The following is a 26,798-nucleotide window of genomic DNA, read 5'->3' as shown; positions in this document are numbered from 1 at the left end:
TATGATTCCTAAAATAATCCACTACTGTTGGTTTGGAGGAAAGGAGATGCCTCCATTGGTACAAAAATGTATTAAATCATGGAAAGAGCATCTTCCCGATTATGAGTTTAAACTTTGGAATGAAGAAACTTTTGACATAAATAGTAGCGAATGGTGCAAAGGAGCTTATGAAAACAAGAAATATGCTTTTGTTGCAGACTATGTACGCCTAATAGCACTTTATAAAAATGGTGGAATTTACTTGGATACAGATGAAAAAATGGAAAAAAGCCTAAACCCATTCGTAGAAAAAGATGCAGCCTTCATGGGATTTGAAGACGGAAAAGTTCTATCAATGGGGGTAATGGGATTTCCTCCTAAGCATCACATAATAGCTGAACTTTTAGAGTACTATAACCAACCATTTTCTATGGATATTATCACACAAAACACCTCCAATGTAGTAATAGTCACCAATTATTTAGCAGAGAAATATAGATTAAAAACAGATAATAGCGAACAATTGATAGGAGATGTACATATATATCCACGTACATACTTTAATGCAATGGACTTTTTTGGAAACTGGGATAAAACTTCCAATACCACTACTGTACATTTATATATGGGATCGTGGCTTCCTGATGAAGCCAAACAAAAGCTTGACCACCGAAAAAAATGGTATTGGAAATTAAGTAAATGGATATGGGTACATATAGGATTGCAAAAACTAAAAAAGTGCATCACAACGAATCTAAATAGAAAAGCCTTACACAACTATTGACATTTATTCTACGTTCTACCAACATATATTATAAAGGCCATGTTACTCCATAGCATCATCATTCCCGTATATAATACCTCTCAATATTTAAAAGAATGTATTGAGAGCATCTTATGCCAAAATGATATTCTTTTTGAATTACTGCTAATAGACGACGGCTCAACGGATGATTCTGGAAAAATTTGCAATGAATATTCACAAAAAGACACAAGAGTAAAATGCTTTCATATTCTAAACGGAGGTGTAAGCAAGGCTAGAAACTACGGACTTAGCAAAGCTAAAGGACAATATGTCTCATTTATCGATAGCGATGATTTTGTAGCCAGCAACTATTTAAAAATCATCAAAGACATAATAGATAGCCATCCGGATTTCGCTATATATAATTATATTCGTTGGATAAATAATGCCAAACAAGAAAAAGGCAGATTTAGATTGTCAAACAGAATGTACCATAGCATCCATAGCTTATATCAAGAGGCTGTAAATTTAGAAATAGTATCATTATCAGTATGCTGTGCAGTTTTTAATAGAAATATTATAGAAACACATCACATCCGTTTTAATGAAAGCATGAAAACGTGTGAGGATTTTATGTTTTCGCTTGCTTATTATCAATACATACACAATTTTATGGCTATAAATACACCTGTATATTATTATAGACAAAACTTAAACAGCGCTACAGGAAAACGGGCTCTACAGCATGGATTGGACTACCAAATAGTATTTACGAATATAAGTAATGTTTTTAATTTACAAAACTTTCCCAAAGAAACAACGAATATTTTTCAACGCAGATGGACACGCTGGATTATTGATTTAATTTCTAATTATAAAAGCCAAAACTTAAAAAGTAAAGACATTGAAGCTGCTGTCTATTCCCAACCTTACTATACAGCTATGATGCATTTTATTCCTCAAGGCATACTGCACAGAATAGAATTGTGGCTTCTTAAAAAGAAATACTCAAGAGGCATAGTTCTGTATTGCAACATTATGATGCATTTTAAACATCTACTAAAGCGTTATAAACTTTGAAACAAATGAACATTGGATATATTCATTTAGACTATGGGGAATGGACTACCGGAAGTTATAACATCCAAGAAATCGGATTGGCAAAAGCCTTGGAACAAATGGGACACCAAACAACGATTGTGTACTGGATGTCTCCCAAAGACAGGCGCTGCGGAACGGAAGTAAACACGACCTCCAATATTAAGAAAGTGTATTTGCCCTATAAAAGAAAGTTTGTACATCACGTATGGCCTGATTTTTCATTACTACTAACACTTGGCATCGATGTGTATCACTTGCAAAGCGACAACTTGCTTTGTGTACCGGAAGCCGTGAGTTTCTGCCTGAAACATAATCTGAAATATTATTGCTACGTAGGTACAGTGCATAGCTCTTCGCCTAAAGCTATTTCACGCTGGATAATGGACAAGTTAAGCAGCAGAAATTTTTCCGCATTCAAAAAGACAAAAGTCTTTTGTAAAACTCCAACTGTAGTAAATGAATTAAAACAAAAAGGGGTGACAAGTGCAGAATGGGCTCCTGTAGGCTTAGACACAGACATTATTCCATTGGCGACAAGCTCTAAAGAGCGACAAAGGGCAGAACTGAAATTACCTAAAGATAAAAGTATCGTATTCTTGGTGTGTGCATTAAGACCGGACAAGCATCCGATGGATATTTTTCCCTTAGCAGAAAGATTAGGAGACAAATACTTATTAGTGCATGCAGGAGCTCTTTGGATGCAAACAGAGGAATATATGGCCAAATTAAAGTCAAGTGAGAAATATAGCAATATATTATTCATAGGGAAACTTCCAAATGAAAAAATCCATGCATATTATGAAGTTGCTGATTATGTGATAAACTTCAACCCCAATGAAATTTTCGGAATGGCAATTCTTGAAGCAATGTACCATAATGTAACAATAGTAGCGCGACATGCACCCGGCCCAGACTGTATCATAGAAAACGGGAGAAGTGGGTTCCTATGCAACTCAGTGGAAGAAATAGCCCAAACAATACTCTCCGGTAAAAAAGTTCAAAATGCACGAAAACGAATCATAGAATATTTTACATGGGAATCAACCGCTAAAAAGTTTTTGGATTATATACAACACTAAAACTACTAATATATGCGTATATTCCACATTATCACTCATTTTGATATAGGAGGGGCAGAAAGAGTAGCTGTCAACATTGCCAAGTCACAAACTACAGGGATGGAATATCATCTTGTGGAAGTAGTACGTGGAAACGGAGAATTCAGCCAGGCTTTCATTAAAGAACTGCATGATTGCGGTATTTGTTTCCACCGTTCGCATATTACAAACAATAAAATCGCTATTTTATTGTTTCCTCTATGGTTTGTATATCTGTCACTAAAATGGAAACCACAAGTAATCCATACACATACAGAAATTCCAGACCTCAGCATATACTTATGGAACAAAATATTCGGTTGGATGTTTCCATCCATAAAATATGTACGAACAATCCACAACACAGAGCTATGGAATCAATGGGCCCAAATAGGCAAAAAAGTTGAATATTTTTATTCTAAAAAGCATGCCAATATAGCCATCAGCGAGTCAACACAACAATGTTATCAGCATATTTATGGAGAGACACCACAAATCATATTCAATGGATTGCAATCTGTAGAACAGAAAAAATTCAACCACATCATAGCGGACAAAATAAATATCTTATTTGCCGGCAGATTGGAATATCAAAAAGGAGTAGATCAGCTGATAGAAGTCGTAAAAGCATTAAAAGACAATCCTAAGTTTTACTTTCACGTTGTGGGAAATGGCTCAATGAAAGAGAAAGTACACAAGGCTTTAGAGCCACTATCTAATGCATCTCTTTATGACAAGATTTTCGGACTGAACCAATACATAGGAGATTTTGATTATTTATTTATGCCCTCAAATCACGAAGGCCTTGCCTTAATGCCTATCGAGGCAAGTTTGGCACACACGCCGACCATTATCAATAGCTGCCCCGGTTTAAAAGACACATTGCCTGAAACATGGCCTTTAAAAGTAAATGACAACAAAGTGGATGATTTTATCAGACTAATTTTATCCTTAGAAGACACAACGTATTATGAGGAATACGCAAGCATAGCATACGGGTATGCGAAAACAAATTTTTCTATAGAAAAAATGCAATTTGAATATGAACAAATCTACAAAATATAGCAAAGTCCTATTTATCCTCCACATGCCCCCACCAGTACATGGTGCATCCATGGTAGGAAAATACATACATGACAGTAAAATTATAAATAATGCCTTTGAATGTCATTATCTAAATCTTGCATTAGCAAAAGATCTGGATGATATTGGTAAAGGAGGAATAAGAAAACTGAAAGAGTTCTATAAGCAACTAAAACAAATTAGGAAACAAACAAAATTAATAGTGCCACAACTTTGTTATGTAACTCCTAACGCAAAAGGTGGTGCTTTCTACAAAGATTTTTTTGTAGTTATGCTTTTAAAAATGATGAGACAAAACATCGTTGTACATTATCACAACAAAGGCATAGCTACCAGACAAAATAGATATTTTGATAATCTATTATATAGCACTTTTTTCAAAAATCTGAAAGTTATTCTATTGATAGAAAATTTATATCAAGACATAAAGAAATACGTAAATTACAAAGACGTTTATATCTGCCCCAATGGAATACCTACCCATGAAAATCTACCTACAGCTCCTCAAAAAGAATTTAACATTCTATTTTTGTCAAATATGATAAAAGAAAAAGGTGTATGGGATTTAGTAGAAGCGTGTGCGATATTACAAAAAAAAGGAAAGCCTATAAAATGCCATTTTGTAGGAAAATGGAGTAATATTACAGAAGATAGGTTTAAAGACGTAATAAACAAACAGAACCTTAAAGAATGTGTATTTGCCCATGGAGCAAAATATGATAATGAAAAAGACGCATTTCTGCAAAAAGCCGATATATTTGTTTTTCCTACCTATTACGATAATGAATGTTTCCCATTGGTGCTATTGGAAGCCATGGAACAAAGCCTCCCCTGCATCAGCACAAACGAGGGAGGAATACCTGGTATCATAGAGGAAGGCAAAACCGGATTTATCGTGGAAAAACATAGTCCGCAACAGCTGGCAGAAAAGATAGAATATTTAATAGACCATCCCATGATATGTGCTGAAATGGGTAAAGCCGGTAAAGAAAAATTTCAAAGGGAATTCACTTTGGAAAAGTTTGAAAACCGGATGAAAGATATTTTAAAAGAATGTATAGCTTCATACAAGAAGTAAATAGAAAAAATTAATTTTATAACTAGGGTATTAGTCATGTTAGAAAAAAATGCAAAGATTTTTGTAACGGGGCATCGTGGTTTAGTAGGTTCCGCCATCTGGAACAACCTGCAACAAAGAGGTTATACAAACTTAGTAGGACGCTCACACAAAGAACTGGATTTGCTGGACGGAACCGCCGTAAAGAAATTCTTCGATGAAGAACGACCGGAAGCGGTGGTACTGGCTGCTGCCCACGTGGGTGGCATCATGGCAAACCTGCAATACCGGGCGGACTTTATCTATCAGAATCTGCAAATCCAGCAGAACGTAATCGGCGAGAGTTTCCGTCACGGAGTAAAGAAGCTGCTCTTCTTGGGAAGCACCTGCATCTACCCGCGTGAAGCTCCGCAGCCCATGAAGGAAGAAGTGCTGCTGACCTCTCCGCTGGAATACACCAACGAGCCGTATGCCATAGCCAAAATAGCCGGGCTGAAGATGTGTGAAAGCTTCAACCTGCAATACGGAACCAATTACATAGCCGTGATGCCTACCAACCTATATGGACCGAACGACAACTTCCACCTGGAAAACAGCCATGTACTGCCTGCCATGATTCGCAAAGTCTACCTTGCCAAATGCCTCAACGAAGGGGATTGGGATGCTGTACGCAAAGATATCGACCTGCGTCCGGTGAAAGGGGTAAACGGCAGCTATGGCAACGAGGAGATTCTGGCAGAGCTTGCCAACTTCGGAATAACCCCGGAAGCGGTCACCTTGTGGGGAACCGGCAAACCGTTGCGTGAATTCCTATGGAGCGAAGAAATGGCAGATGCCAGTGTACATGTACTGCTGAATGTGGACTTTAAAGACACATATGCTCCGGACAGTAAAGAAATACGCAACTGCCACATCAATGTGGGCACCGGAAAGGAACTCAGCATAAAGGAAGTGGCTGAAAAGATTATAGCCGAAATAGGATTCAAAGGTGAGCTGCAATGGGATGCCTCGAAACCGGACGGCACACTGCGCAAACTGACGGATGTGACCAAACTGCATAACCTGGGATGGCATCATAAAATAGAAATAGACGAAGGAATACACCGTTTGTACGAATGGTATCTGAAAGGTATCTGCATCAATCATCAGACCAACTAAATTACATTTTTCACATTCCTCTTGTATATTACACACATAATCTTTACATTTGCCGCAGTTCTCGGACATATTGCATCGTTCCGTTCAAAAATACCTTTCCATGTGACGGGCGACAGCGTAGCGTACTCTGCGGAAAATTATACTCCTTTTTACATGTTGAAGTTAAAGACGATTTCGCTTCTGGAACACAGAAGTGAGCTTGACGCATTGCCCGAAGGCAAACTGCTGATTAACACCATCAATGCGCACTCGTATAACACAGCATTGAAAGATCCTGCCTTTGCAGAAGCTTTGCTGAGGGGAGACGCATTGATTCCAGACGGAGCAAGCATTGTACTGGCATTCAAACTCCTAAGACATGAGAAGATAGAGCGCACAGCGGGATGGGACTTGTTTCTGTACGAAATGGATAAGCTGAACCGGAAAGGAGGAACCTGCTTCTTTCTGGGAAGTAGCGAAGACACCCTGAGGAAAATAAAGGTAAAAGCCGTCCGGTTATATCCCAATATCCGGATAGAGACTTATTCCCCACCCTACAAGCCGGAATTCACCCAAGAAGACAATCAAGCCATGATAGCCGCCGTAAACCAGGCACAGCCGGATTTGCTCTGGGTGGGCATGACCGCTCCCAAACAAGAGAAATGGACTTATGCACACCTGAAAGAACTGGAGGTAAACGGTCCCATCGGTACTATTGGCGCTGTGTTCGACTTCTTTGCTGAAAACGTGCAACGTGCTCCCGTATGGTGGCAGGAACACGGGTTGGAATGGCTGTACCGGCTGGTAAAGGAACCCAGAAGAATGTGGAGAAGATATATCATCGGGAACTGCTTATTCTTATGGAATATCACAAAAGAGAAATTTACATCATAACATAAATAAAAACTGATTTTAAAACCCGAATCATGGATAAGAAAATTGCATTGATTTCAGGCATCACCGGTCAGGACGGTTCATTCCTGGCCGAGTTCCTAATTGAAAAAGGATATGAAGTACACGGCATTCTGCGCCGTTCGTCATCGTTCAACACCGGACGCATAGAGCATCTTTATCTGGATGAATGGGTGCGTGACATGAAGAAGAACCGTCTCGTAAACCTCCACTACGGGGACATGACGGACAGCAGCTCGCTTATCCGCATCATACAGCAGGTGCAGCCGGACGAAATCTATAATCTGGCGGCACAAAGCCATGTGAAAGTATCATTCGATGTGCCGGAGTATACTGCGGAAGCAGATGCCGTAGGCACCCTGCGTATGCTGGAAGCAGTACGTATCCTGGGACTGGAGAAAAAAACGAAAATCTATCAGGCTTCGACTTCCGAACTGTTCGGTCTGGTGCAGGAGGTACCACAGAAGGAGACAACCCCGTTCTACCCACGCAGTCCATATGGTGTGGCCAAGCAATACGGCTTCTGGATTACGAAGAATTACCGGGAAAGCTACGGCATGTTCGCTGTAAACGGCATTCTCTTCAACCACGAAAGCGAACGGCGCGGAGAAACCTTCGTGACACGCAAAATTACACTGGCGGCAGCACGTATAGCCCAAGGATATCAGGACAAGTTATATCTGGGTAACTTGAATTCGCTGCGCGACTGGGGATATGCCAAAGATTACGTGGAGTGCATGTGGCTGATTCTGCAGCACGACACTCCGGAGGATTTTGTCATAGCTACCGGAGAATATCATACCGTACGTGATTTCACTACACTTGCCTTCAAGGAAACCGGTGTGGAACTACGTTGGGAAGGAGAAGGCGTGAATGAAAAGGGCATTGATACCAAAACCGGTAAAGTGCTGGTGGAAGTGGATCCCAAATACTTCCGTCCTGCCGAAGTGGAACAACTGCTGGGTGACCCGACCAAAGCCAAGACACTGCTGGGTTGGAATCCACGCAAGACTTCTTTTGAAGAACTGGTGAAAATCATGGTGACACATGACATGGCATTTGTGAAGAAGCTCTATATGAGGGCACAAATGGATGGTAAAAACACTTCCCCAACATGCTGAAAACGAAAATGAGAAAATGGTGCCTGCTCCTACTGCTGCTTGGTTGCAGCATGGGAGTACAGGCCCAATATTCCATGGGCAACACCGGACTGCTGAACATCCCGACAGCAGATATGCAGGAGGCCGGTACTTTTATGGGAGGCGGCAATTATCTTCCGAACGGCATGACACCGTTTAACTTCAACACTGGAAATTATTTCGTTAACATCACATTCTTATCTTTTCTGGAGTTGAGTTATCGGTGTACGCTATTGAAAACCACCCGGTATGACGGTAAGAAAGGATATTTCCAGCAAGACCGTTCTTTATCTGCACGTATACGTCCGATAAAGGAAGGAAAATATCATCCGGCAATAGTCATAGGTACCAATGACCCTTTCAAAGACACTGGAACCAACTACTTTGCAACCATATATGGCGTACTGACCAAAGGCTTCTCCATCGCAAAAGGAGACCGACTAGCACTGACTGCCGGATATTACCTGCCACTGAACAAACACAGTATACAAGACGGTCCTTTCGGAGGCATCAGCTACTCCCCTGCTTTCTGCCGGGAAATGACTGTCATGGCCGAATATGATTCGGAAGGTTTCAATGTGGGAGCCGCCGCCAGATTATGGAGGCATCTCTCCATCCATGTGTTTACCAGAGAATTCAACAGCATATCGGGAGGAATACGGTATGAATGCAGGTTGTTGCACTAAGAGAGAGATAAGGGATTGGAGAATAGGATGAAAAACAAGAGAAAAAACGGTTTGAAGTGGATACTGGCAGTATGGTTCTGTGGCATTTCTGCAATGGCAGATGCTCAAGTGACAGAGAGCCTGAAAGCCATCGGAATGGAAAATATACGATGTGCACAGACCCCAGGGGTAACCACTGTAAGTTTTGAGAACAACGTATATAGAAGTACCTACACCGGAGTGGGCAAAGCCATAGATGCCTGCTTGGGAAGCAAGACGAAGGGCGATTTGCAATTGGTGGTACTGGAAAACCGGATTCCCAGGCTTTGCATCAATCTGCCGGATACACTGACGGCAGCATACAGAAACGGAGAAATCAGCCTGACACAAGTATATCAGCAAATGGGAATTACGGTAGATACGGATGCGGCCATGAAAGCATTGAAAAATGCCGGTCAGGAAGAAGCGCCGTCTGCCTGGAAGATGGATTTGGTGATATACCCCGATTTGTTTTTAGAGAACAATACGTTTGACGAACTGTATACGTATGCCATCAACCTGAATCCGGCAGTAGAAATGGCTTTGTGGAAAGGCGGAAAAATGACTGCACAAGTGATACTGCCCGTAGCCACCAATCTGAGTGGAGAGATGAAACGGATAAGACCGGGAATCATAGCTCTATCGCAGGATGTACGCTTCAGGCACAACATCTTCGGGAAAATGACGGTGGGTAACTTCACCAACAACAGATATGGTGCACAACTGGAAATAAAATACCGCACCAACAACGGACGTTGGGAACTGGGCGGAACGGCAGGCTCCACCGGTTTCTCCGCCATCACCCGGGAAGACGGCTGGTATATAGGCAGAAAACAGCGTATCAATGCCTCACTGAATGCTTCGTACTACGAACCACGCCTCAACTTGCAGTTCGACTTGAAAGCAGGAAGATATATTTACGGTGATTATGGAGTGAGAGGAGACTGTACGCGGCACTTCGGAGAGTATGCCATCGGCTTGTATGCCCTTTGTACAGACGGAGAGATAAACGGAGGATTTCATTTTGCCATCCCCCTGCCGGGAAAAAAATGGAGTAGAAAAGGATTCTTCAGAGTAAAACCGGCTGACTACTTTGCATGGGCATACGGCATGGTGGCAGATGGAGAGTACATAGAAAAACAACTGGGAAAAAGTTACAGTACACGCCCTAACGAAAACCGAAGCAGCAACTTCTACCAGCCGGACTATATACGCTATTTCCTTATAAAGGAACTACAAAAAGAAAAATCGAAATAAGTATAATTTAAACAGATTAGTTTTATCAAATGACGAAAATTATGAAAAAGAAAAGTTTATTTTTAGGAGGTGCATTGATGTTTGCAATGACCTTCAGCACAACAGTCCTTACATCTTGCCACGATGACGACAAGAAGTATGAAGAAGTGGAAGACCCGCTAAGAAGTCAAACAGCCTACTACATTGCAGGTACCATTACCGATGCCAACGGTCCATTGGCAGGAGCCACCGTAAAAAGCGGCGAATACTCTGCCACAACCGATGCAAAAGGCGTATACTCACTGACTGTGAACAAAACCGGCATCTACACGCTCACTGTAACAGCTGAAGGACATGATGACTACGAGGCCACAGCAGAATTTACAGACGGAACAGCCAACCACAGCCTGATGGTGGTAAATGTAAAAATGTCAACAACCATAGAATTCGGCGAGATGCAGGAGGCTGACGGAAGCACCATTGAGGCTCCGAAAATAGAAAATCCGGAAAAGGAGAATGCCGCCACCATCAACATACCCACCGGAGGTACGGAAGAAAACACCAAGATTGCAGCCGTCGTGTTTGAAGAGGCACGTGAGGCCAATCCGGCAACTTCCACACAACCGGAAGCATCAAAGGCTTCTGTAAATAACGTAGCCATCAAGACAGAGCCGGCTGACGCTGTTGCCAAGGAAGATATCATCATTGCCATTCCCAATCCGTCGACTGATGCCAACCTGGGCTATTTTGATCCGGAAAACATGGAAGTGGAATCCAGCGAGGCGCCTGCAACCAGAGCCGCTGCTAAAACCGTAGGATTCAACAATAACAATTACATCATTACCATTCCGCAAGGCGAGAAGATAGCCGGCAAATATTCACCTAGAGTGAAATTTACCAAACAAGCTGCCGCCAGTGTAGCAGACGGCTACAACGAAGTGAATGGAAAAGCCGAGGTAATCAAGATTGAGAACAGAGATTACGATGCGCTGGAAAACATCACCCTGACCCTTAAAATCAAGAACGGATGGGACTATACCGTTTCTCCGGCTGAAGCGCTGAAAGCTGCAGGAGCATCCGATGCACTGGCCACATACATCAACAACTACATTGAAACTGAAGAGGGAGGTACGAACGGTTCTTATGAAATTGAACAAAAGCTGACTGCAAGTGTCAGTGGCAACCATGTACTGCTGTATGGCAGCAAGCGTATGGTACGCGTGAAAACATATACCTTTAAAGTAGTGGTAGGCAACCAGAGCAAAGACGTAAAAGTAGAGTTGAAAAGCTACACGGGACATCAGGAAGAATATTCAAACAATCCGGTCAGCCAGCACTCAGGCGGCACCACAGGCGGTCAAGGATAATTTTCTCCACAGTCTGAAACCAATAAAAGCTATTCATTTATGACCATAGCCGTTGATTTTGACGGTACCATTGTAGAACACCGCTATCCCCAGATAGGAGAAGAAATTCCCTTTGCCACCGCTACGCTGAAGATGCTGATAAACGAGCGTCACCGGCTGATTTTATGGTCGGTACGTGAAGGGAAGCTCCTGGAGGAAGCTGTGGAATGGTGTAGGAAACGGGGTGTGGAATTCTATGCCGTCAACCGGGACTATCCGGAAGAAGACATCGCACACACCGGTTTTTCACGCAAAGTAAAAGCCGATCTCTTTATCGATGACCGCAACCTGGGCGGACTGCCCGACTGGGGAAGCATCTACCGCATGGTGCATGACGGGCTGACCTACGAAGAACTGTTTCGCGAAAACAGTGAACCGGTCCGGCAGAAAAAGAAGGGCTTTTGGGCACGTTTGAAAAAATAATATCCGAATGAGATTTTTGACTTATGTCAATTCATAACCCGCAAAAACCTTCTAATTTTGTACTCGAAATAGAGAAAGATTAGTTTTTATAAGAGTAAAGAGATTAGTTTTTAGGGTGCACTAAAAAAATAGGCAATATCCACAATGGTTATTGCCTATTTTTATATATAGCCGGAAGCCAAGTACATCAATACAGACTTCCTTGACCGACTTCCGTAAAGAGCTTCGACAACTTCTCCACCACCGGTTTCATATAACGTTCTCCTTTCTCGGCAGAAGCTTTTTTGGGGTTCCCTACCCCGCTGTCGACTGTAGCCTTATCCCAATGGCGAGGAGCCCAGCCAACCTTTTCATTCAAGGAAGGAATGGCAAACGGTTTGGATTCCCCGTCACCGGCCTCAGCCAAATTCACCAGCTCGGGATGGTAATGCATCATAACGGAAGTCTCAGACTCGCCGGCATGGTCGTCGACAACAGCCTCAAAGTAGTCTTTGGGAGGGACGATGCTGAACCAGTCGGCAGCGATAATCAGAAAATCGGGATACACAAACGCCAGGTCACGAATCATTCCCTTGAAGTTGTTGCCGCCATGACCGCTGAGAATAATCAGCTTACGCATGCCTTGTGCATAGAGGGAGGCAACTATGTCTTCCAGAATGGCCTGCTGGGTGGAATAGCGGGTATGGATGCAGAACGGAAGTTCGCGCTGCCCCGGATTGTGTGCACCGAAAGGTACGGGAGGCATCACCATACAGCGTACACCGGAATTCTGCAAAGCCAGTGCAGCCGCATCTACGGCAATATCATGCGGCAGAATACAATCAGTGAGATAAGGCAGATGCAGATTATGGGGCTCCGTAGCTCCCCAAGGTAGGATGACAACGTCATACTTCACTCCTTTCACCTTTCCATAGCAGGAAACAGTAAGGTCAATTTCTCTTTTTTCCATGATAGTTTATTTTGGGGGTAAATCTTTACCGCAAAAATAAACATTATTCCGTCACATTGAACCTATTGCCGGCGATATTCTTTAGGTGACATACCGGTGTGATGCTTGAAATACTTGCCAAAGAACGACTGGTTGGCAAAGTGCAGCTCGTCTGCAATTTCCTGAATGCTCAGCTCGGAAGACTTCAACAAGGCTTTGGCTTCCAAAACGACGAGACTGTCAATCCATTCGCCCGCCGTCTTTCCGCTGATTTCCTTCACTACGGTGGAAAGGTGCTTGGCAGTGAGGAACATCTTATCAGCATAGTAGGACACACTGCGCTCTTCCTTATAGGACTCGGAAATAGCACGGATAAAGCGCTCGAACAAGTCTTCCTTCCTGCTTTTGGGAATGCGTTCCTGGATGACATGTCCTTGATAGATATTATATATCTCATAAAAAAGGGCCAACAGCAACCCCTGAGTGATTTCCTTACGGAAAGGATTGTCTTTCAGCTTCACCTTGCTCCAAAGAAAAGAGTGATACTCCTGAAACGATTGGGATTCCTCCGGAGTGATGTGAACGAAGGGCCGCTCCTTAATCATGAAAAACATAGGGAAAAGCTGTTGCATGGTAGGTATCACCATATCCATAAAATCCCTTGAGACGGCAATGAAAAGACCGGAAAAATCATCGGAACGCTCGCGTTGCAGAACAATCTGGTCGGGAAGAATAATACCCAACATACCTTCCCGCATTTCACATTGCTGCAGGTTGAGTTCCAGTTTGCACCACCCTTTCAAGCAGACAGTCAGGCAAGCAGCATTCAAACGGGTGGGATAAGAGCTCAAAGGCATGTCCTTGATGTCATTAAAAATAGCAAAATCATTGCCGATGAAATCAATCATCGGCAAATGATGTATCTGGGAAATGTCTACATTCCGTATTCTCTTAGTATCCATGGTTTTTGTGCTTTGGCGACAAATGTAGGACTATTTTGCGGAATTTAGCTCTAAAAATTCTTAAATGGAAACTTTTAGTTCATTATCTTGAAACCGATAAAGAAGGTTCTCGGCTGCGTCGGTCCGTAGAAATAACCCGCATCGCGGAATTCCCCTTTATCCAGGTCTTTCTGGAAACTGTTGAAGATGTTCTGTACACCCGTGTTCAACTGGAGTTTGATATGGTCGTGAAGCACAAAGGTGTAGTTCAGCTTCACATTCAGGTCCAGGAATTGGGGAGTATGCTCCATGCGGTCTGAAGTGATATTACAGAAGGCACCCTCGGGAGCATCTTCCGGTGCGTAGTGCGGAACAATCATCTTTCCCGTATAGGTACCGGAAAGAGAGAAATCAAAATTCTTTACCGGTGCGGAGGAGAAAGTGAAGTACCCGTAATAATCAGGTGTACGGGGCATGCGCTTGGTGGTAAGGTCTTCTCCGTCCACCTTCGTCCAGGCTTCCTCATGGGTATAGCGGCTGCGCTGTGCCGTAAATCCGAGCTGGAACTGCGCCTCCTTGCCATGGGCAATCTTTACATCCAGATTGGCACCATATACGCGTGCACCGTTTCCGTTGCGGCGCTCCTTGATGACATCCCCTACTTCGTTCTTGCCGATATCTTCGAGCACAAAGACGTGGCGCAGGTCTGTATAGAAACCTTCCACCAGGATGTTTGCCTGCCAGTGACCCAGATGGGCAGTCCAGTCCACCGAACCGCTGTAACTGTTGGAGCGTTCTTCACTCAGGTTATCGGCGAGTTTGATTTGGACTCCCTTGCCGCCTACTGCCGTCACGTGCAAGTCCTCATCGTATGCCTGCGGAGCACGGAAACCGGTAGAATAAGTCAAGCGTGCCTGAAAATCATCTGTCGGCTTGTAGAGCAGGTTGACGCGGGGGCTGAAAATAAGCTTGTCTATCAGGTTGTGCTTGTCCAGGCGGGCGCCGACCAGCATGGTCAGTACGTTCATCTTCCACTCATTCTGCACGAAGGCGCTGGCAATGCGGACATCCTGCTCCATGTCACGATGATAGCCGGTCATGATGTCGTGCAGGGAGTTGTTCTGATATTCCAGTCCGCCGGTGAAGGTGGCGGGGGCAAAGAAGCAGTTGTCCATATTGCCCACGTACATGCCGCCGGCAACCCAGGTCAGGTCTTTCGTCTTGCCGTAGGCATTCATGTTCTTTTGGGCACCATAGTAGCTGTTGCGGTCGGTGTGCTGGATGGAGGTGTAAGCCGAAATCTTATGCTTGTACTCTTTCCAGAACAAATCATAGCTCACGCCTCCGCTATTGATGATATGCTTGGTCTGCTCGGTGATGTCCGTCTCGTGCGGCTGCAAATCGAATTTGTTGCCTCCGCGACGAAGTTCGTTAGTGGTATGGTATTCCAGATTGATGCGGCTGAAATGCGTAGGACGGTAATAGGCGCGGAAACCGAAGGTATTCATGTTCAGCTTGCCCAGCTCGGAAAAGCCATCGCCATCGCGGTCGTAGGGGTTACGGTTGCGGTAACTCTCATAAAAGGCAATGCCGTAAGAGTTATCTTTGGCAACCAGCGACACATTGCCACCCATATATTGCTCCCAGGACTTGCCGTCCATATTGGAGAACATGCTCGATACCTGGAAGGAATTGTTGATGGGGTCTTTGGTTATAATATTGATAGTTCCTCCCACAGCATTGGCGCCAAACAGGGCAGAGCCTCCGCCACGCACCACTTCTACCCGTTCAATCATGTTCACGGGGATTTGCTCCAATCCGTACACACCGCTCAATGCACTGATGATGGGACGGCTGTTTATCAATATCTGCGAATACGGACCTTCCAAGCCATTGATGCGCACCTGGGGGAAGCCGCAGTTCTGGCAGTTGTTCTCCACGCGCAGGCCCGACTGGTAGTTCAGTGTCTTGGCAAGGTCGGTGGAGTTGACCATCTCGAACAATTTGGTACTCATCACATTTACAACTACCGGAGCTGCCTTGCGGCTTACCTCGTTGCGGTTGGCAGATACCACCACTTCATCGGTCATGAAACTCTCCTCTTCCATCGGGAAATGTATGACGGCAGTAAAGTCCTTGCTCACCGTCACTTCCTTCTCTTGGGTCTTGTAGCCCACTGCCGACACACGGAGCTTGTATTTTCCCGCCGGAAGCTTGCGGAACTCAAATTGTCCTTCTTCATTGGAAACCGTTCCCTGACCACTGCCGATAATCAAAACCGTGGCATACGGTATATTTTCCTCCGTACCTTTCACTATCACATGGCCGGAAATCATATTGCCTTCTTTTATAGGATTTACGGCAAAAGCTACGCTGGCACTTACCACTGCAAGTACCAACGCCAAAATGTATTGTTTCATCAAATTAGCGCTCTAAATAAAAAAAATAATTCAAGTCTGAAAAAAGATAATCATCCGAGATGCCGCACTTCGTTCACTGAAATGCCGGACATTCGAAATGCCTGGTATCTACATACAAAAAATCCAGGCGTTTTTCAACCTAATGACTATGAAAAAAGAGCGGGAGGAGCGCGAAGGGAAAGGGTACGTATCACTTCCCCCTTTACAGTAGGCGTTGCCGGTTTGACGCTGAGCACGGCCAGCAAAGGACGCATCGGATGCTGGACCTCATACACATCCGCCCCGGAAGAGCAGAATGCTGACAGATGCCCGATGACCAGCAGGGAAGTCTGGGAGTGAGAGTGTGTGCCATGAAAAGGGTGAGAGTGCGTCATCAGCACCCCATTCACATAATGGACGTGAGTGAACGCGGTGATGCTTGCCTGGTACATGATAAACAGTACCAGCAAGCTCAATGCGCCTATAATTTTTTTCTTCTGCTTCACGTCCAAAAACTTACATTATAGATTTTTGAGCCGCAAAGATAGTGAATTATTCTTTAACTTTGCCAAACAAGAACTCATAATCACGCATGGAAGCCGGAGCCACCCATTCTTCGGGAATGAACTTCCACTGATTCAGCGCACGCGGTTCAATCACCTTCTTTCGCTCGATGTACTGCATCAGATAATAGCGTAAGTCCTTATCCGTAGAGTGGATGATGCGCTCCTTCAATTCATCCTGCGAGATGCCGGAACCCTTTGTCAGCAATTCGCCGCCACCGTTTCCGCGATAAGAATTCACCGCTACCTTATACATTTTATCCATATCGAACGGGGTACCGTCTGCCATACTGAGAATGGTTACTTTCTCGCCATCCGGCTTGGTCACATCCACCGTGTAGATAATACCCGCCGCAGAATCGAAGTTGAAGCTGAAATTCTTGAATGAGGCCCTATCCGTAGCACCTTCGCGACGTTTCTCACGGAAGAGCAGGATATGGTCGTTCGGAGACTTCATCCGATTGGTCCACAAATCATATGACATCTCCAAGGCATCGCGTATCTCCTTTCCCGTCAAACGCATGGTGTAAAGCATATTTTCGTACTTATACAGATTGAACATATCGTTCACAAAAATGTCTCCTTTACGGATTTCCGTATCATAGGACAAAGGAGCCGCAAAAGAAATATCCGCTCCGCTGATTGCCAACTGCAACTCATGAATAAGGTCTATAAAAGCGGAAGAACCGAAATAGGCAGGACGTGTGGAGATAGTCTCGGTAAAAGAACCAATTTTCTTGGAAACAAAATTCTGCACAGCTTCATTTTCGGGGGCAAAGCGTTGCATGAACTCTTCGCTAACGCCGTAGTCTTGCGTATCGGACAGTATGCCGTCTATCTTCTTGTCTATAACTTTACCATCACGCAGTTTCAAGGTTATATCCACATTACTCACAACGACACCGTTGCTGGCAGGGTCCATCACCAGTACCGAGTCACCGGCTATGTTGCACACCCTCTTGCATTCGCGCGCATGGTCGTGCCCCATCAGGACAATATCGAATCCCGGCACGTTGCACGCCACTTCCACCGAAGCGTTTTCGCGATACTTGCCTCCCATCAGCTGGGCATCCTGGCCGGCATGGAACATACCGATAACCAAATCAGGCTTTTCCTGTTCACGGATAATCTTCATCCATTTGCGGGCAGTCTCCTCCATATCGTCGAAACGCAGCCCTTTCCACAGATTCTCTGAAAGCCACACGGGGATGGCAGGAGTTATCATACCGAGAACCACAATTTTCACTCCGTCACGTTCCAGCACCTCATAGGGTTTGAAATGGGTTTCTCCGGTAGCAGTATCCACAATATTGGCACCCAATATCGGAAAACGGCAGTCACCTGCCCAACGGTCGAAAACAGCACGGCCGGTCTCTACGTCATGGTTACCCATATTACCGGCATTATACCCCATGAAATTCATCATCTCCGCTGCCAGATGAGGGGCAACGGTATCTATGTAATTATAATAATAGGCTGTGGGCTGTCCCTGCAGAATGTCACCATTGTCCAAGAGAATCAGATTTTTGCCATAAGCCTCACGTTCCTTTTGCACCAAAGCATGCACACGTGCCAGACTACCGGTTGCCTCCCGGCGGCGTATAAAGTCGTAGGGATAGTAGTTTCCGTGTATATCACTGGTCTGTACGACTTTCAGTTTCACCTCTCTTTCCTGCGCAGGCAGTATGCTTGTCAGGACAAAAATCCAGATAAAAAAACAACTAAATCTTTTCATTATATTTCCTTATTTCTTGTCGGTTCTTATAAGTTCATAGGATGGGTAAACATAAACCGCGCTCCATTCGTATAGGCAGGATCTATCCAAATCTCGCCGCCCCACTTCTCAACGGTCAGCTTACAGATGGACAAGCCCAAGCCGGTTCCCTGCACATATTCGTTCAGCTTCTCGAAACGTTCGAACACCCGTTTCTGTTTGTCCAATGGAATGCCGCAACCGGTGTCAGTCACCGAGAATACTGCAACATTCCCCGCCGTATCCGGCTCCAGCTTCAAGGTTATCGTACCTTCCTTTGTAAACTTGTCCGCATTGGAAAGCAGATTTATCACAACCTGCTGTAAACGCTGCACATCCGTCCGCATCTCCACCACCTCACGTTCACACTCAAATAGGAATTGATTGGTCGACCTACGTGCCTGGGCCACGGAAGCTACTACCTGCTGGCATATCTGCACTACATTGCAGCTCTCCAAAGAAAGGATGACGCGGTCGGCCTCCAAACGGGACACATCCAATATGTCATTAATCAACCGAAGCAGCAAATCAGAGTTGGTCCTGATAATCTCGAAATAGCCACGCTGTTCTTCTTCCGAGGCTCCTCCGGCAGACAGCACGTCCGAGAAGCCCACAATCGCATTCAATGGAGTACGGATTTCGTGGCTCATATTGGCAAGGAAAGCACTCTTCAGGCGGCTGGATTCTTCGGCACGGTCCTTTGCTTCACGCAAGGCCCCCTCGGATACCTCCAGTTCATCCTTCAACTTCTTTGTATGATAATAAAAGTAAAGGGAAACGAACAAACCGCCCAACAGCACCAACAGAACAGCACCGACAGACCAGATATGATACTTGTACTGTTCGTAGAAAGAAGGGGTTACGTTCAGCATCTTTACCGGCTGCGGAAGGCCGGCGATATTCAGTTTCTTTTCCTTCACGAGCTTGCCGTCCAGTATGGTCTCATTCGGAATGACTTCCATATGAGTATTCCCATCCTGCGGGTCAGTCAGCAGACGATAAGATTGCCTTGCCATCTCCTTGCCCAAAGCACGGTAGGCAGGAACGATGCCTGCCACAGCCCAGTATCCCAAACCGGCAGAACTCAAAGAGAATGTGGGCAAGACTGGAGCAGCTTCCATCATGGCATAAGTAGCATTACGCATAAAATAGCCATCATTCATATCCACGCGCCACGTCCCCATTAATACTGCCGTATGTTCCGGCAGTTCATGCAACCTATCACAAATAGTATATATTGTATTGACACGTCCGTCAAGCAGTATCAGATCCAATTCGGGAAATTTCTTCATTTCCTTCACTACATAAGCTTGCATAGCAACACCACCATAACTGTTGTCTGATATAAAAGCGATATTCTCGGTGTCAGGATACATCTGCTTTACCATGTTGATATTCGCCTCCACATCATACTCATAAACGAAGCCGGCCTTGATAGGCGAATCCGGAAAATCCGTGAAAAAATCTACGGATTCAGGCATCCAAGTCTTCAAATCGATGGTATCTCCCGGCAACAATATGGCGTTCCGGCTGGATAGCGCACTCACTACCGGAGTATTGCCGCGTACAGAGTCTTCCAAAGAAAGGTAGGCAGCCCAAGCTTCCTGCCCAATAAGAACAATCAATGCCGGACTTTTATCATTCTGGTATTTGGATAATAGCCCTGCCATTCTCTTTTCCCAAAAAGGAGCTTCGGAAAAACTTTTGCAATTCATGTTTTCCAATGCAACGGTATTCGTCCCTCCTAAACGTTGGAATTCCTCCATAAAGTCAGAGATATTGCTGGAAGTCCGACCGGCATCCGGATTATAGGAACTGATAATCAATACCGGATGCTCTCCCGTAATCGAGAAAGCAGGCAAAAGGCAGCAGAAAAGCGCTACCACGCATGGTAATATTGTACGATATATGTGTTTCAATTGATTGATTCGTTTAATTGCTCCATAGCTTTGACAAATATAGATAAAAGTTGGAACCTAAAGAAAAAACAACAATTGTTTTTTGTACTTTTGGCACCTATTATAAAATGAGATACAAAATGATACAAGATTTTCATCGAATGATATCTGCCGCTCTCGGCATATCAGAAAGACAAATAAGCCAGACCCTCGGCCTGCTGGAAGATGGAGCGACAATTCCTTTCATCAGCCGCTACCGAAAGGAAGTGACGGGAGGACTGGACGAAGTGCAGATTGAATCCATAAAGACCCACTACGAAAAGCTGAGCGAAACAGCCAAACGTAAAGAAACCATCCTCAACACCATACAGGAACAAGGCAAACTGACCGCCGAACTTCAGAAGCGTATCGAGGAGACCTGGGACAACACCCTACTGGAGGACATCTACCTTCCCTACAAACCCAAACGGAAAACACGTGCCGAAGCAGCCCGCCAAAAAGGACTGGAACCCCTCGCCACCCTGCTGATGCTGCAACGTGAGCCCCATCCGGAGGAACGCGCCGCCGGTTATGTGAAAGGAGACGTGAAGAACGTGGAAGATGCACTGAAAGGTGCCCGTGACATCATAGCCGAGCATGTTAGCGAAGACGAACGTGCCCGAAACAGCGTGCGAAACGCATTTGCCCGCCAAGGCATACTGACCGCCAAAGTGGTGAAAGGCAAAGAAGAGGAAGCGACCAAATACCGTGACTACTTCGACTGCTCCGAATCGTTGAAGCGATGCAGCTCCCACCGCCTGCTCGCCATCCGGCGTGCCGAAGCGGAAGGCCTGCTGAAAGTCAGCATCAGCCCGGACGATGAGGAGTGCGTGGAACGGCTGGAACGCCAATTCGTGCGAAGCAACAACGCCTGCGGACAGCAAGTGGCAGAAGCCGTGCAGGATTCCTACAAACGCCTATTGAAGCCATCCATAGAGACGGAATTTGCCACGCAAAGCAAGGAGCGCGCCGACGAGGAAGCCATCAAGGTATTTGCCGAAAATCTCCGTCAGTTGTTGCTGGCTTCACCACTGGGGCAAAAGCGTGTGATGGGTATAGACCCCGGATTCCGTACGGGTTGTAAAGTTGTGTGCCTCGATGCACAAGGAAATCTGCTCCACAATGAGAACATCTACCCCCACCCTCCGGTCAGCAAGCAGAAAGAGGCATTTGCCAAGCTGCAAATGATGATAGAGTCTTATAAGATAGATGCCGTAGCCATAGGTAATGGAACTGCCAGCCGCGAGACGGAGGAGTTCTTGAAACATCAGCGCTTCAACCGCGACATACAGATATTCATCGTCAGCGAGCAGGGAGCTTCCATCTATTCGGCCTCTAAAATTGCACGGGACGAGTTTCCCGACTACGACGTCACCGTACGCGGTGCTGTGTCCATAGGCAGACGACTGATGGACCCGCTGGCAGAGTTGGTAAAGATTGACCCGAAATCTATTGGTGTGGGGCAATACCAGCATGATGTGGACCAAACCAAGCTGAAAAAATCACTGGACCAGACCGTAGAAAACTGTGTAAACCTGGTAGGTGTCAACCTGAACACCGCAAGCAGCCATCTGCTGACCTACATCTCGGGATTGGGTCCGCAGCTGGCACAGAACATTGTGAACTATCGTTCCGAAAACGGTGCCTTCACCTCGCGCAAGGAACTGATGAAAGTGCCGCGCATGGGTGCCAAGGCGTTTGAGCAATGTGCCGGCTTCCTACGCATTCCGCAGGCAAAGAATCCGCTGGACAATACTGCCGTGCACCCGGAAAGCTATTGCATCGTAGAACAGATGGCAAAGGACTTGGATTGCAGCGTAGCCGAGCTGATAGCCAGCCGGGAGCTGCGTCTGAAGATTAATCCGGAACGCTACCTCTCCCCCACCGTGGGCATGCCGACACTGAAAGACATCCTGCAAGAGCTGGACAAGCCCGGACGTGACCCACGCGGACCGATAAAAATATTTGAATTTGATAAGAACGTGCGCACCATCAACGACCTGCGCGAAGGCATGGAATTGCCCGGCATCGTAGGAAACATCACCAACTTCGGCGCATTTGTCGATATAGGCATCAAGGAAAACGGACTGGTACACCTCTCCCAACTCGCCGACAGATTCATATCAGACCCTAATGAAGTAGTGTCCATTCATCAACATATACGCGTAAAGGTACTCAGCATAGATATGGACCGGAAACGCATACAGCTGACAATGAAAGGAGTGGAACAGAATTAGGGATTAGGGATTAATGGTTAGTGGTTAATGGTTTCCGTATTAATCATTAATCCCTAATCCCTTATAATAGTGTCTTAAGATAATTACTGTACCAAGCACTAAAAGTAGTGAACACAGAATGGAACCTTCGAACCCGAAAGTTCCTCCATTTATCAGATTTTCTTCCGGAAAGTGAAGAATCAGCAGATTCTCATTGCCGAACTCATTTCCACTGACTTTATATCCCAAAACAGAACCTTGAATCCAGTTCCAGAACCAATGCAAGGCAATGGGGAAACAGAGGTTGCGCGTGTATATATAGGAAGCTCCCAAGAAACAACCCGCCAGCATGATATTCAGAAACGGGACAAAGGCAAAGCTGGGATTGAAAAGATGCATCAACGAAAATAACACTGCAGAGATAAGCAATGCCACAAACTTATTGACGCCTCCATCCAGCATACGCCCTAAAATGAAACCGCGTCCAATAACTTCTTCCGTAACTGCCACTAAAAAATAAAGCAAAAGACTTGCCAACAACGAAATGGGAGAAAACAAGACTCCTGCCACTTCCACAGCCCCCAACAATAAAGACAAGCCAAAACCAACTGCATACAAGAACACGACAAACAAAGCTCCGTTCAGCAGGCTTCTGCCCCATCCCTTCAAAGACAAGCCCAAGCCCGAAAAAGGAAGCTTCCTGAAGCCCAGCACCATACAAGCGGCAATAAGCCCACTGGCCAACATCAAGACTTCATTCAACATCATTAAATAGACGCTCATCCCACCAACTTGTGTCTTCAACTCAGGGAAAGCAATCGCAAAAGGTATGGCAAACAAAAACAGAAAAATCATAAAAAGTACAGTAAACAGTACTATATCAACGAATGCCAGCCAAATACGTTTTGTTTTACTCATAGCAACACACTCTTCCTTCACCGTTTCTTCCGTCTCCATTTGTATCTCATTTTGATTAATATCCGACAAAAATAATAATAAAAAGAAAAAACTTCATGTATTCCTGCCGTTTTCTTCTTATATTTGAAAAATCAATCTGGAATCTACAAACATGAAACTAAGAAAAATACTTTTAGCCGTTGCCGGACTGGCGTTAATGCTGAATGCCTCGGCACAAAAATCCAAAAGATACTACGTGGCCAAACCTGGCACCCTGGTGGAACTGATGACAGAAGCGGAAGCCAATGAAATCACCCAACTGACCCTGCAGGGCAAGCTGAATGCCGTAGATTTCAGGCATCTACGGGATGAATTCAAAAACCTGCAACTGCTGGATATTTCCAATGCCTCCATCAGCATGTATGCAGGCAAGAACGGGACTTATCCAAACCGTTTTTATGTATATCCTGCCAATTGCATTCCGGCATATGCCTTCTGCAAGCAAATGGACGACAGTACATTTGTAGGTAAGGAGACGCTGACCAGGATTATCCTTTCCGACAAGACCAAGAACATCGAAGATGCTGCCTTTAAGGGATGCAAAAATCTCAAGATATGCCAGATACGGAAGAAAACGGCTCCCAATCTGTTGTCCGAAGCATTGGCCGATAGCGTTACAGCCATATTTGTTCCATTGGGATGCAGTGACTCCTACCGTACCAAAAAGAAATGGGAGACCTTTGCATTCATTGAAGGAGAACCACTGACAGTAAATGTACAGATTGGCAAAATGGGCAGCCTTGCCAGCGAACTGTTAAGAGCCGGATTTCAGCCCAAAGACGTTAACTTTCTGACCGTTGAAGGAAAAATGGACGAAGCCGACTTCACATTGATACGCGACTATATGCCCAATCTGGTTTCCATCGACATGACCAACAGTAATGCCACTGCAATTCCCGACTATACTTTCACCCAAAAGAAGTATCTGCTGAACGTACGGCTCCCGCAGGGGCTTAAAAGCATCGGACAGCGTGCATTCAGTGGCTGCGGTCGTTTGTGCGGCACGCTGGTGCTTCCTGCCAGTGTAACCGCCATTGAGTACGGAGCATTTATGGGATGCGGCAACCTGCGCTATGTGCTTGCCACGGGGAATAAGATTACCACGCTGGGCGACAACCTTTTCGGAGAGAGTAAAGGTAAAATCATATACAAGGAGAAGCGGTAGTATTGTAATCCTTTTTCAATGTATCAACAAGAAAAAGCAATCCCCCTCCCAGAAGTAGTTCTGAGAGGGGGATTACGTTTTACTAAATCTTGTCCGACGATTTACTAAATCCTTCCCGGAGATTTAGTAAATCTCCATACGAGTTTTAGTAAAACATCCGAAGGCCTTCGGAAAGGATTCAAGAGTCTGTTCTGAAAATTTATCTTTTAAGCTCCGTACATCCGCGCACGCAACTCCTTGATATGGTCCGAAGTGATGTATTCATCATACTCCATCATCTTGTCGATGATACCGTTCGGAGTCAACTCGATGATACGGTTGGCAACCGTCTGAATGAACTCGTGGTCGTGGGATGAGAAAAGGATATTGCCCTTATAGGTCTTCAAGTTATTGTTGAATGCCTGGATAGACTCCAAGTCGAGGTGATTGGTAGGTGTATCCAGAATCAAGCAATTGGCATTGCGCAGCTGCATACGTGCAATCATGCAACGCATCTTCTCACCTCCCGACAATACGCTTGCTTTCTTCAGCACCTCCTCGCCGGAGAACAGCATACGTCCCAGGAAGCTCTTCATATAGACTTCATTGCCTTCACCGAACTGGCTCAACCAGTCCACCAGATTCAGGTCTGTATTAAAGAATGCAGTATTGTCCAGCGGCAGGTAAGCGGTGGTGATAGTCACACCCCAGTTGAAGGTACCCGCATCCGGTTTCATATTCTCGTTGATAATCTCAAACAGGGCGGTCATGGCACGCGGGTCGTGCGAAAGGAATACAATCTTGTCTCCCTTCTCTACGTTGAAGTTGACGTCGCGGAACAGCACCGTACCATCTTCCAGCGTTTTCGTCAAACCGGAAACTTCCAGAATCTGATTACCCGGTTCGCGTTCGGGCGTAAAAATGATGCCCGGATACTTACGGGATGACGGCTTGATTTCTTCTACATTCAGTTTCTCCAACATCTTCTTGCGGCTGGTAGTCTGCTTGCTCTTTGCCACATTGGCACTGAATCGGCGGATAAACTCTTCCAGCTCTTTCTTCTTCTCCTCGGCCTTTGCCTTCTGGTTCTGCTGCTGACGGAGCGCCAGCTGGCTGGACTCGTACCAGAAGCTATAGTTACCGGCAAAGAGGTTAATCTTTCCGTAGTCGATGTCCACCGTATGCGTACAAACGGAGTCGAGGAAGTGACGGTCGTGGCTTACCACCAGCACCGTATGCTCAAAGTTGGAGAGGTACTCTTCCAGCCAAGTCACGGTCTCCATATCCAAGTCATTGGTAGGCTCGTCCAGCAGCAAGTTATCAGGATTTCCATAGAGAGCTTGCGCCAGCATGACACGTACCTTTTCTTTGTTGTTCAACTCACCCATCAACAGATAATGCTTGTCTTCCTTGATACCCAAACCACTCAGCAAGGCGGCAGCATCGCTTTCGGCATTCCAGCCGTCCAACTCGGCAAATTTCTCTTCCAATTCGGAAACCTTCAGTCCATCCTCGTCTGTGAAATCCTCTTTGGCATACAGCACTTCACGCTGCTTCATGATATCCCACAACACCGTGTGTCCCATCATCACCGTGTCCATCACCGTAAAAGCATCCCACTTGAAGTGGTCCTGGCTCAAAACGGAAAGACGCTCTCCCGGAGCCAGCATGATGGAGCCCGTCGTAGGGTCCAGCTCTCCGGAAATCGTTTTCAAGAAAGTAGATTTTCCGGCGCCGTTGGCACCGATGATACCATAACAGTTACCACTTGTAAACTTCAAGTTTACGTCATTGAACAACACTCTTTTACCAAACTGTACTGAGACATTAGAGACTGTAATCATCTTTATATTTACGATTTATTTATTTACAATTTACTATTTAATACCTATTAGTCTGCGAATTGCGAGTGCAAAGATAGTTATTTTTCCATGAATAGAC

Annotated in this window: 22 protein-coding genes; 14 read left to right on the top strand and 8 right to left on the bottom strand. The window is 45.2% G+C overall.

The window, feature by feature from the left end:
• Window position 1 precedes the first annotated feature (1 nt).
• The 12 genes from DWZ03_RS12765 to DWZ03_RS12710 all read left to right on the top strand — a co-directional run bounded on the left by DWZ03_RS12765 (window position 2) and on the right by DWZ03_RS12710 (window position 12,019).
• Complete coding sequence (locus DWZ03_RS12765; RefSeq protein ID WP_120130230.1) at window positions 2-763, top strand: glycosyltransferase family 32 protein; 762 nt, start codon at window positions 2-4, stop codon at window positions 761-763.
• A 39-nt stretch (window positions 764-802) separates the two neighbouring features.
• On the top strand, window positions 803-1,804 hold the full coding sequence (locus DWZ03_RS12760) for a glycosyltransferase family 2 protein (RefSeq protein ID WP_120130229.1): 1,002 nt from the start codon (window positions 803-805) through the stop codon (window positions 1,802-1,804).
• A gap of 5 nt (window positions 1,805-1,809) precedes the next feature.
• Window positions 1,810-2,904 carry a glycosyltransferase family 4 protein gene (locus tag DWZ03_RS12755; protein WP_120130228.1) on the top strand — a complete coding sequence of 365 codons (1,095 nt, stop codon included), beginning with the start codon at window positions 1,810-1,812 and terminating at the stop codon, window positions 2,902-2,904.
• Window positions 2,905-2,916: 12 nt separating this feature from the next.
• Complete coding sequence (locus DWZ03_RS12750) at window positions 2,917-3,987, top strand: glycosyltransferase family 4 protein (protein WP_005827977.1); 1,071 nt, start codon at window positions 2,917-2,919, stop codon at window positions 3,985-3,987.
• On the top strand, window positions 3,965-5,083 hold the full coding sequence (locus tag DWZ03_RS12745; RefSeq protein ID WP_005827975.1) for a glycosyltransferase family 4 protein: 1,119 nt from the start codon (window positions 3,965-3,967) through the stop codon (window positions 5,081-5,083). The genes DWZ03_RS12750 and DWZ03_RS12745 overlap by 23 nt, the downstream gene beginning before the upstream one ends.
• A gap of 36 nt (window positions 5,084-5,119) precedes the next feature.
• Window positions 5,120-6,220: a GDP-L-fucose synthase family protein gene (locus tag DWZ03_RS12740; RefSeq protein WP_120130227.1), complete on the top strand. Its 1,101-nt coding sequence runs from the start codon at window positions 5,120-5,122 to the stop codon at window positions 6,218-6,220.
• 153 nt (window positions 6,221-6,373) lie between these two features.
• On the top strand, window positions 6,374-7,093 hold the full coding sequence (locus tag DWZ03_RS12735; protein WP_044468735.1) for a WecB/TagA/CpsF family glycosyltransferase: 720 nt from the start codon (window positions 6,374-6,376) through the stop codon (window positions 7,091-7,093).
• A 32-nt stretch (window positions 7,094-7,125) separates the two neighbouring features.
• Window positions 7,126-8,232: a GDP-mannose 4,6-dehydratase gene (gene gmd, locus DWZ03_RS12730; RefSeq protein WP_120130226.1), complete on the top strand. Its 1,107-nt coding sequence runs from the start codon at window positions 7,126-7,128 to the stop codon at window positions 8,230-8,232.
• Entirely contained in the window at window positions 8,226-8,936 is a 711-nt protein-coding gene (locus tag DWZ03_RS12725) for a YjbH domain-containing protein (protein ID WP_117866179.1), read from the top strand. Before gmd ends, DWZ03_RS12725 begins: the two co-directional genes overlap by 7 nt.
• Window positions 8,937-8,963: 27 nt before the next feature.
• Window positions 8,964-10,211 carry a YjbH domain-containing protein gene (locus tag DWZ03_RS12720; protein ID WP_120130225.1) on the top strand — a complete coding sequence of 416 codons (1,248 nt, stop codon included), beginning with the start codon at window positions 8,964-8,966 and terminating at the stop codon, window positions 10,209-10,211.
• Between the two features lie 41 nt (window positions 10,212-10,252).
• Complete coding sequence (locus DWZ03_RS12715) at window positions 10,253-11,557, top strand: carboxypeptidase-like regulatory domain-containing protein (protein WP_016273452.1); 1,305 nt, start codon at window positions 10,253-10,255, stop codon at window positions 11,555-11,557.
• A gap of 39 nt (window positions 11,558-11,596) precedes the next feature.
• Complete coding sequence (locus DWZ03_RS12710) at window positions 11,597-12,019, top strand: BT0820 family HAD-type phosphatase (protein ID WP_005827961.1); 423 nt, start codon at window positions 11,597-11,599, stop codon at window positions 12,017-12,019.
• A 187-nt stretch (window positions 12,020-12,206) separates the two neighbouring features.
• Here the strand turns inward: DWZ03_RS12710 and DWZ03_RS12705 are convergent, their stop codons facing one another.
• The 6 genes from DWZ03_RS12705 to DWZ03_RS12680 all read right to left on the bottom strand — a co-directional run bounded on the left by DWZ03_RS12705 (window position 12,207) and on the right by DWZ03_RS12680 (window position 20,522).
• Window positions 12,207-12,968 carry a creatininase family protein gene (locus DWZ03_RS12705; protein ID WP_098032099.1) on the bottom strand — a complete coding sequence of 254 codons (762 nt, stop codon included), beginning with the start codon at window positions 12,966-12,968 and terminating at the stop codon, window positions 12,207-12,209.
• 62 nt (window positions 12,969-13,030) lie between these two features.
• Window positions 13,031-13,909, bottom strand: a complete 879-nt coding sequence (locus DWZ03_RS12700; protein WP_005836102.1) for a helix-turn-helix domain-containing protein — start codon at window positions 13,907-13,909, stop codon at window positions 13,031-13,033.
• Between the two features lie 74 nt (window positions 13,910-13,983).
• Complete coding sequence (locus DWZ03_RS12695) at window positions 13,984-16,308, bottom strand: TonB-dependent receptor (protein WP_016273450.1); 2,325 nt, start codon at window positions 16,306-16,308, stop codon at window positions 13,984-13,986.
• A 146-nt stretch (window positions 16,309-16,454) separates the two neighbouring features.
• Entirely contained in the window at window positions 16,455-16,793 is a 339-nt protein-coding gene (locus tag DWZ03_RS12690) for a hypothetical protein (protein ID WP_044467267.1), read from the bottom strand.
• A 46-nt stretch (window positions 16,794-16,839) separates the two neighbouring features.
• Window positions 16,840-18,585, bottom strand: a complete 1,746-nt coding sequence (locus DWZ03_RS12685) for a bifunctional metallophosphatase/5'-nucleotidase (protein ID WP_120130224.1) — start codon at window positions 18,583-18,585, stop codon at window positions 16,840-16,842.
• A 26-nt stretch (window positions 18,586-18,611) separates the two neighbouring features.
• Window positions 18,612-20,522 carry a sensor histidine kinase gene (locus tag DWZ03_RS12680; RefSeq protein ID WP_120130223.1) on the bottom strand — a complete coding sequence of 637 codons (1,911 nt, stop codon included), beginning with the start codon at window positions 20,520-20,522 and terminating at the stop codon, window positions 18,612-18,614.
• A gap of 119 nt (window positions 20,523-20,641) precedes the next feature.
• Between DWZ03_RS12680 and DWZ03_RS12675 the strand changes: the two genes are divergently transcribed.
• Window positions 20,642-22,777, top strand: coding sequence for a Tex family protein (locus tag DWZ03_RS12675; protein ID WP_120130288.1), 2,136 nt, complete (start codon window positions 20,642-20,644; stop codon window positions 22,775-22,777).
• A 39-nt stretch (window positions 22,778-22,816) separates the two neighbouring features.
• Here the strand turns inward: DWZ03_RS12675 and DWZ03_RS12670 are convergent, their stop codons facing one another.
• On the bottom strand, window positions 22,817-23,713 hold the full coding sequence (locus tag DWZ03_RS12670) for a CPBP family intramembrane glutamic endopeptidase (protein WP_120130222.1): 897 nt from the start codon (window positions 23,711-23,713) through the stop codon (window positions 22,817-22,819).
• A gap of 112 nt (window positions 23,714-23,825) precedes the next feature.
• On the opposite strand from DWZ03_RS12670, the gene DWZ03_RS12665 reads away from it, so the two are divergent.
• A complete protein-coding gene (locus DWZ03_RS12665; protein ID WP_120130221.1) occupies window positions 23,826-24,878 on the top strand; it encodes a leucine-rich repeat domain-containing protein in 1,053 nt (350 codons plus the stop codon).
• A gap of 206 nt (window positions 24,879-25,084) precedes the next feature.
• Here the strand turns inward: DWZ03_RS12665 and DWZ03_RS12660 are convergent, their stop codons facing one another.
• Window positions 25,085-26,701: an ABC-F family ATP-binding cassette domain-containing protein gene (locus DWZ03_RS12660; RefSeq protein WP_120130220.1), complete on the bottom strand. Its 1,617-nt coding sequence runs from the start codon at window positions 26,699-26,701 to the stop codon at window positions 25,085-25,087.
• Window positions 26,702-26,798: the final 97 nt, after the last annotated feature.

This window comes from Bacteroides sp. AF29-11, assembly GCF_003602895.1.
Lineage (GTDB): Bacteria > Bacteroidota > Bacteroidia > Bacteroidales > Bacteroidaceae > Bacteroides > Bacteroides uniformis.
The sequence above is the reverse complement of the archived record's forward strand: the minus strand, read 5'-3'. Positions and strand labels throughout refer to the sequence as shown.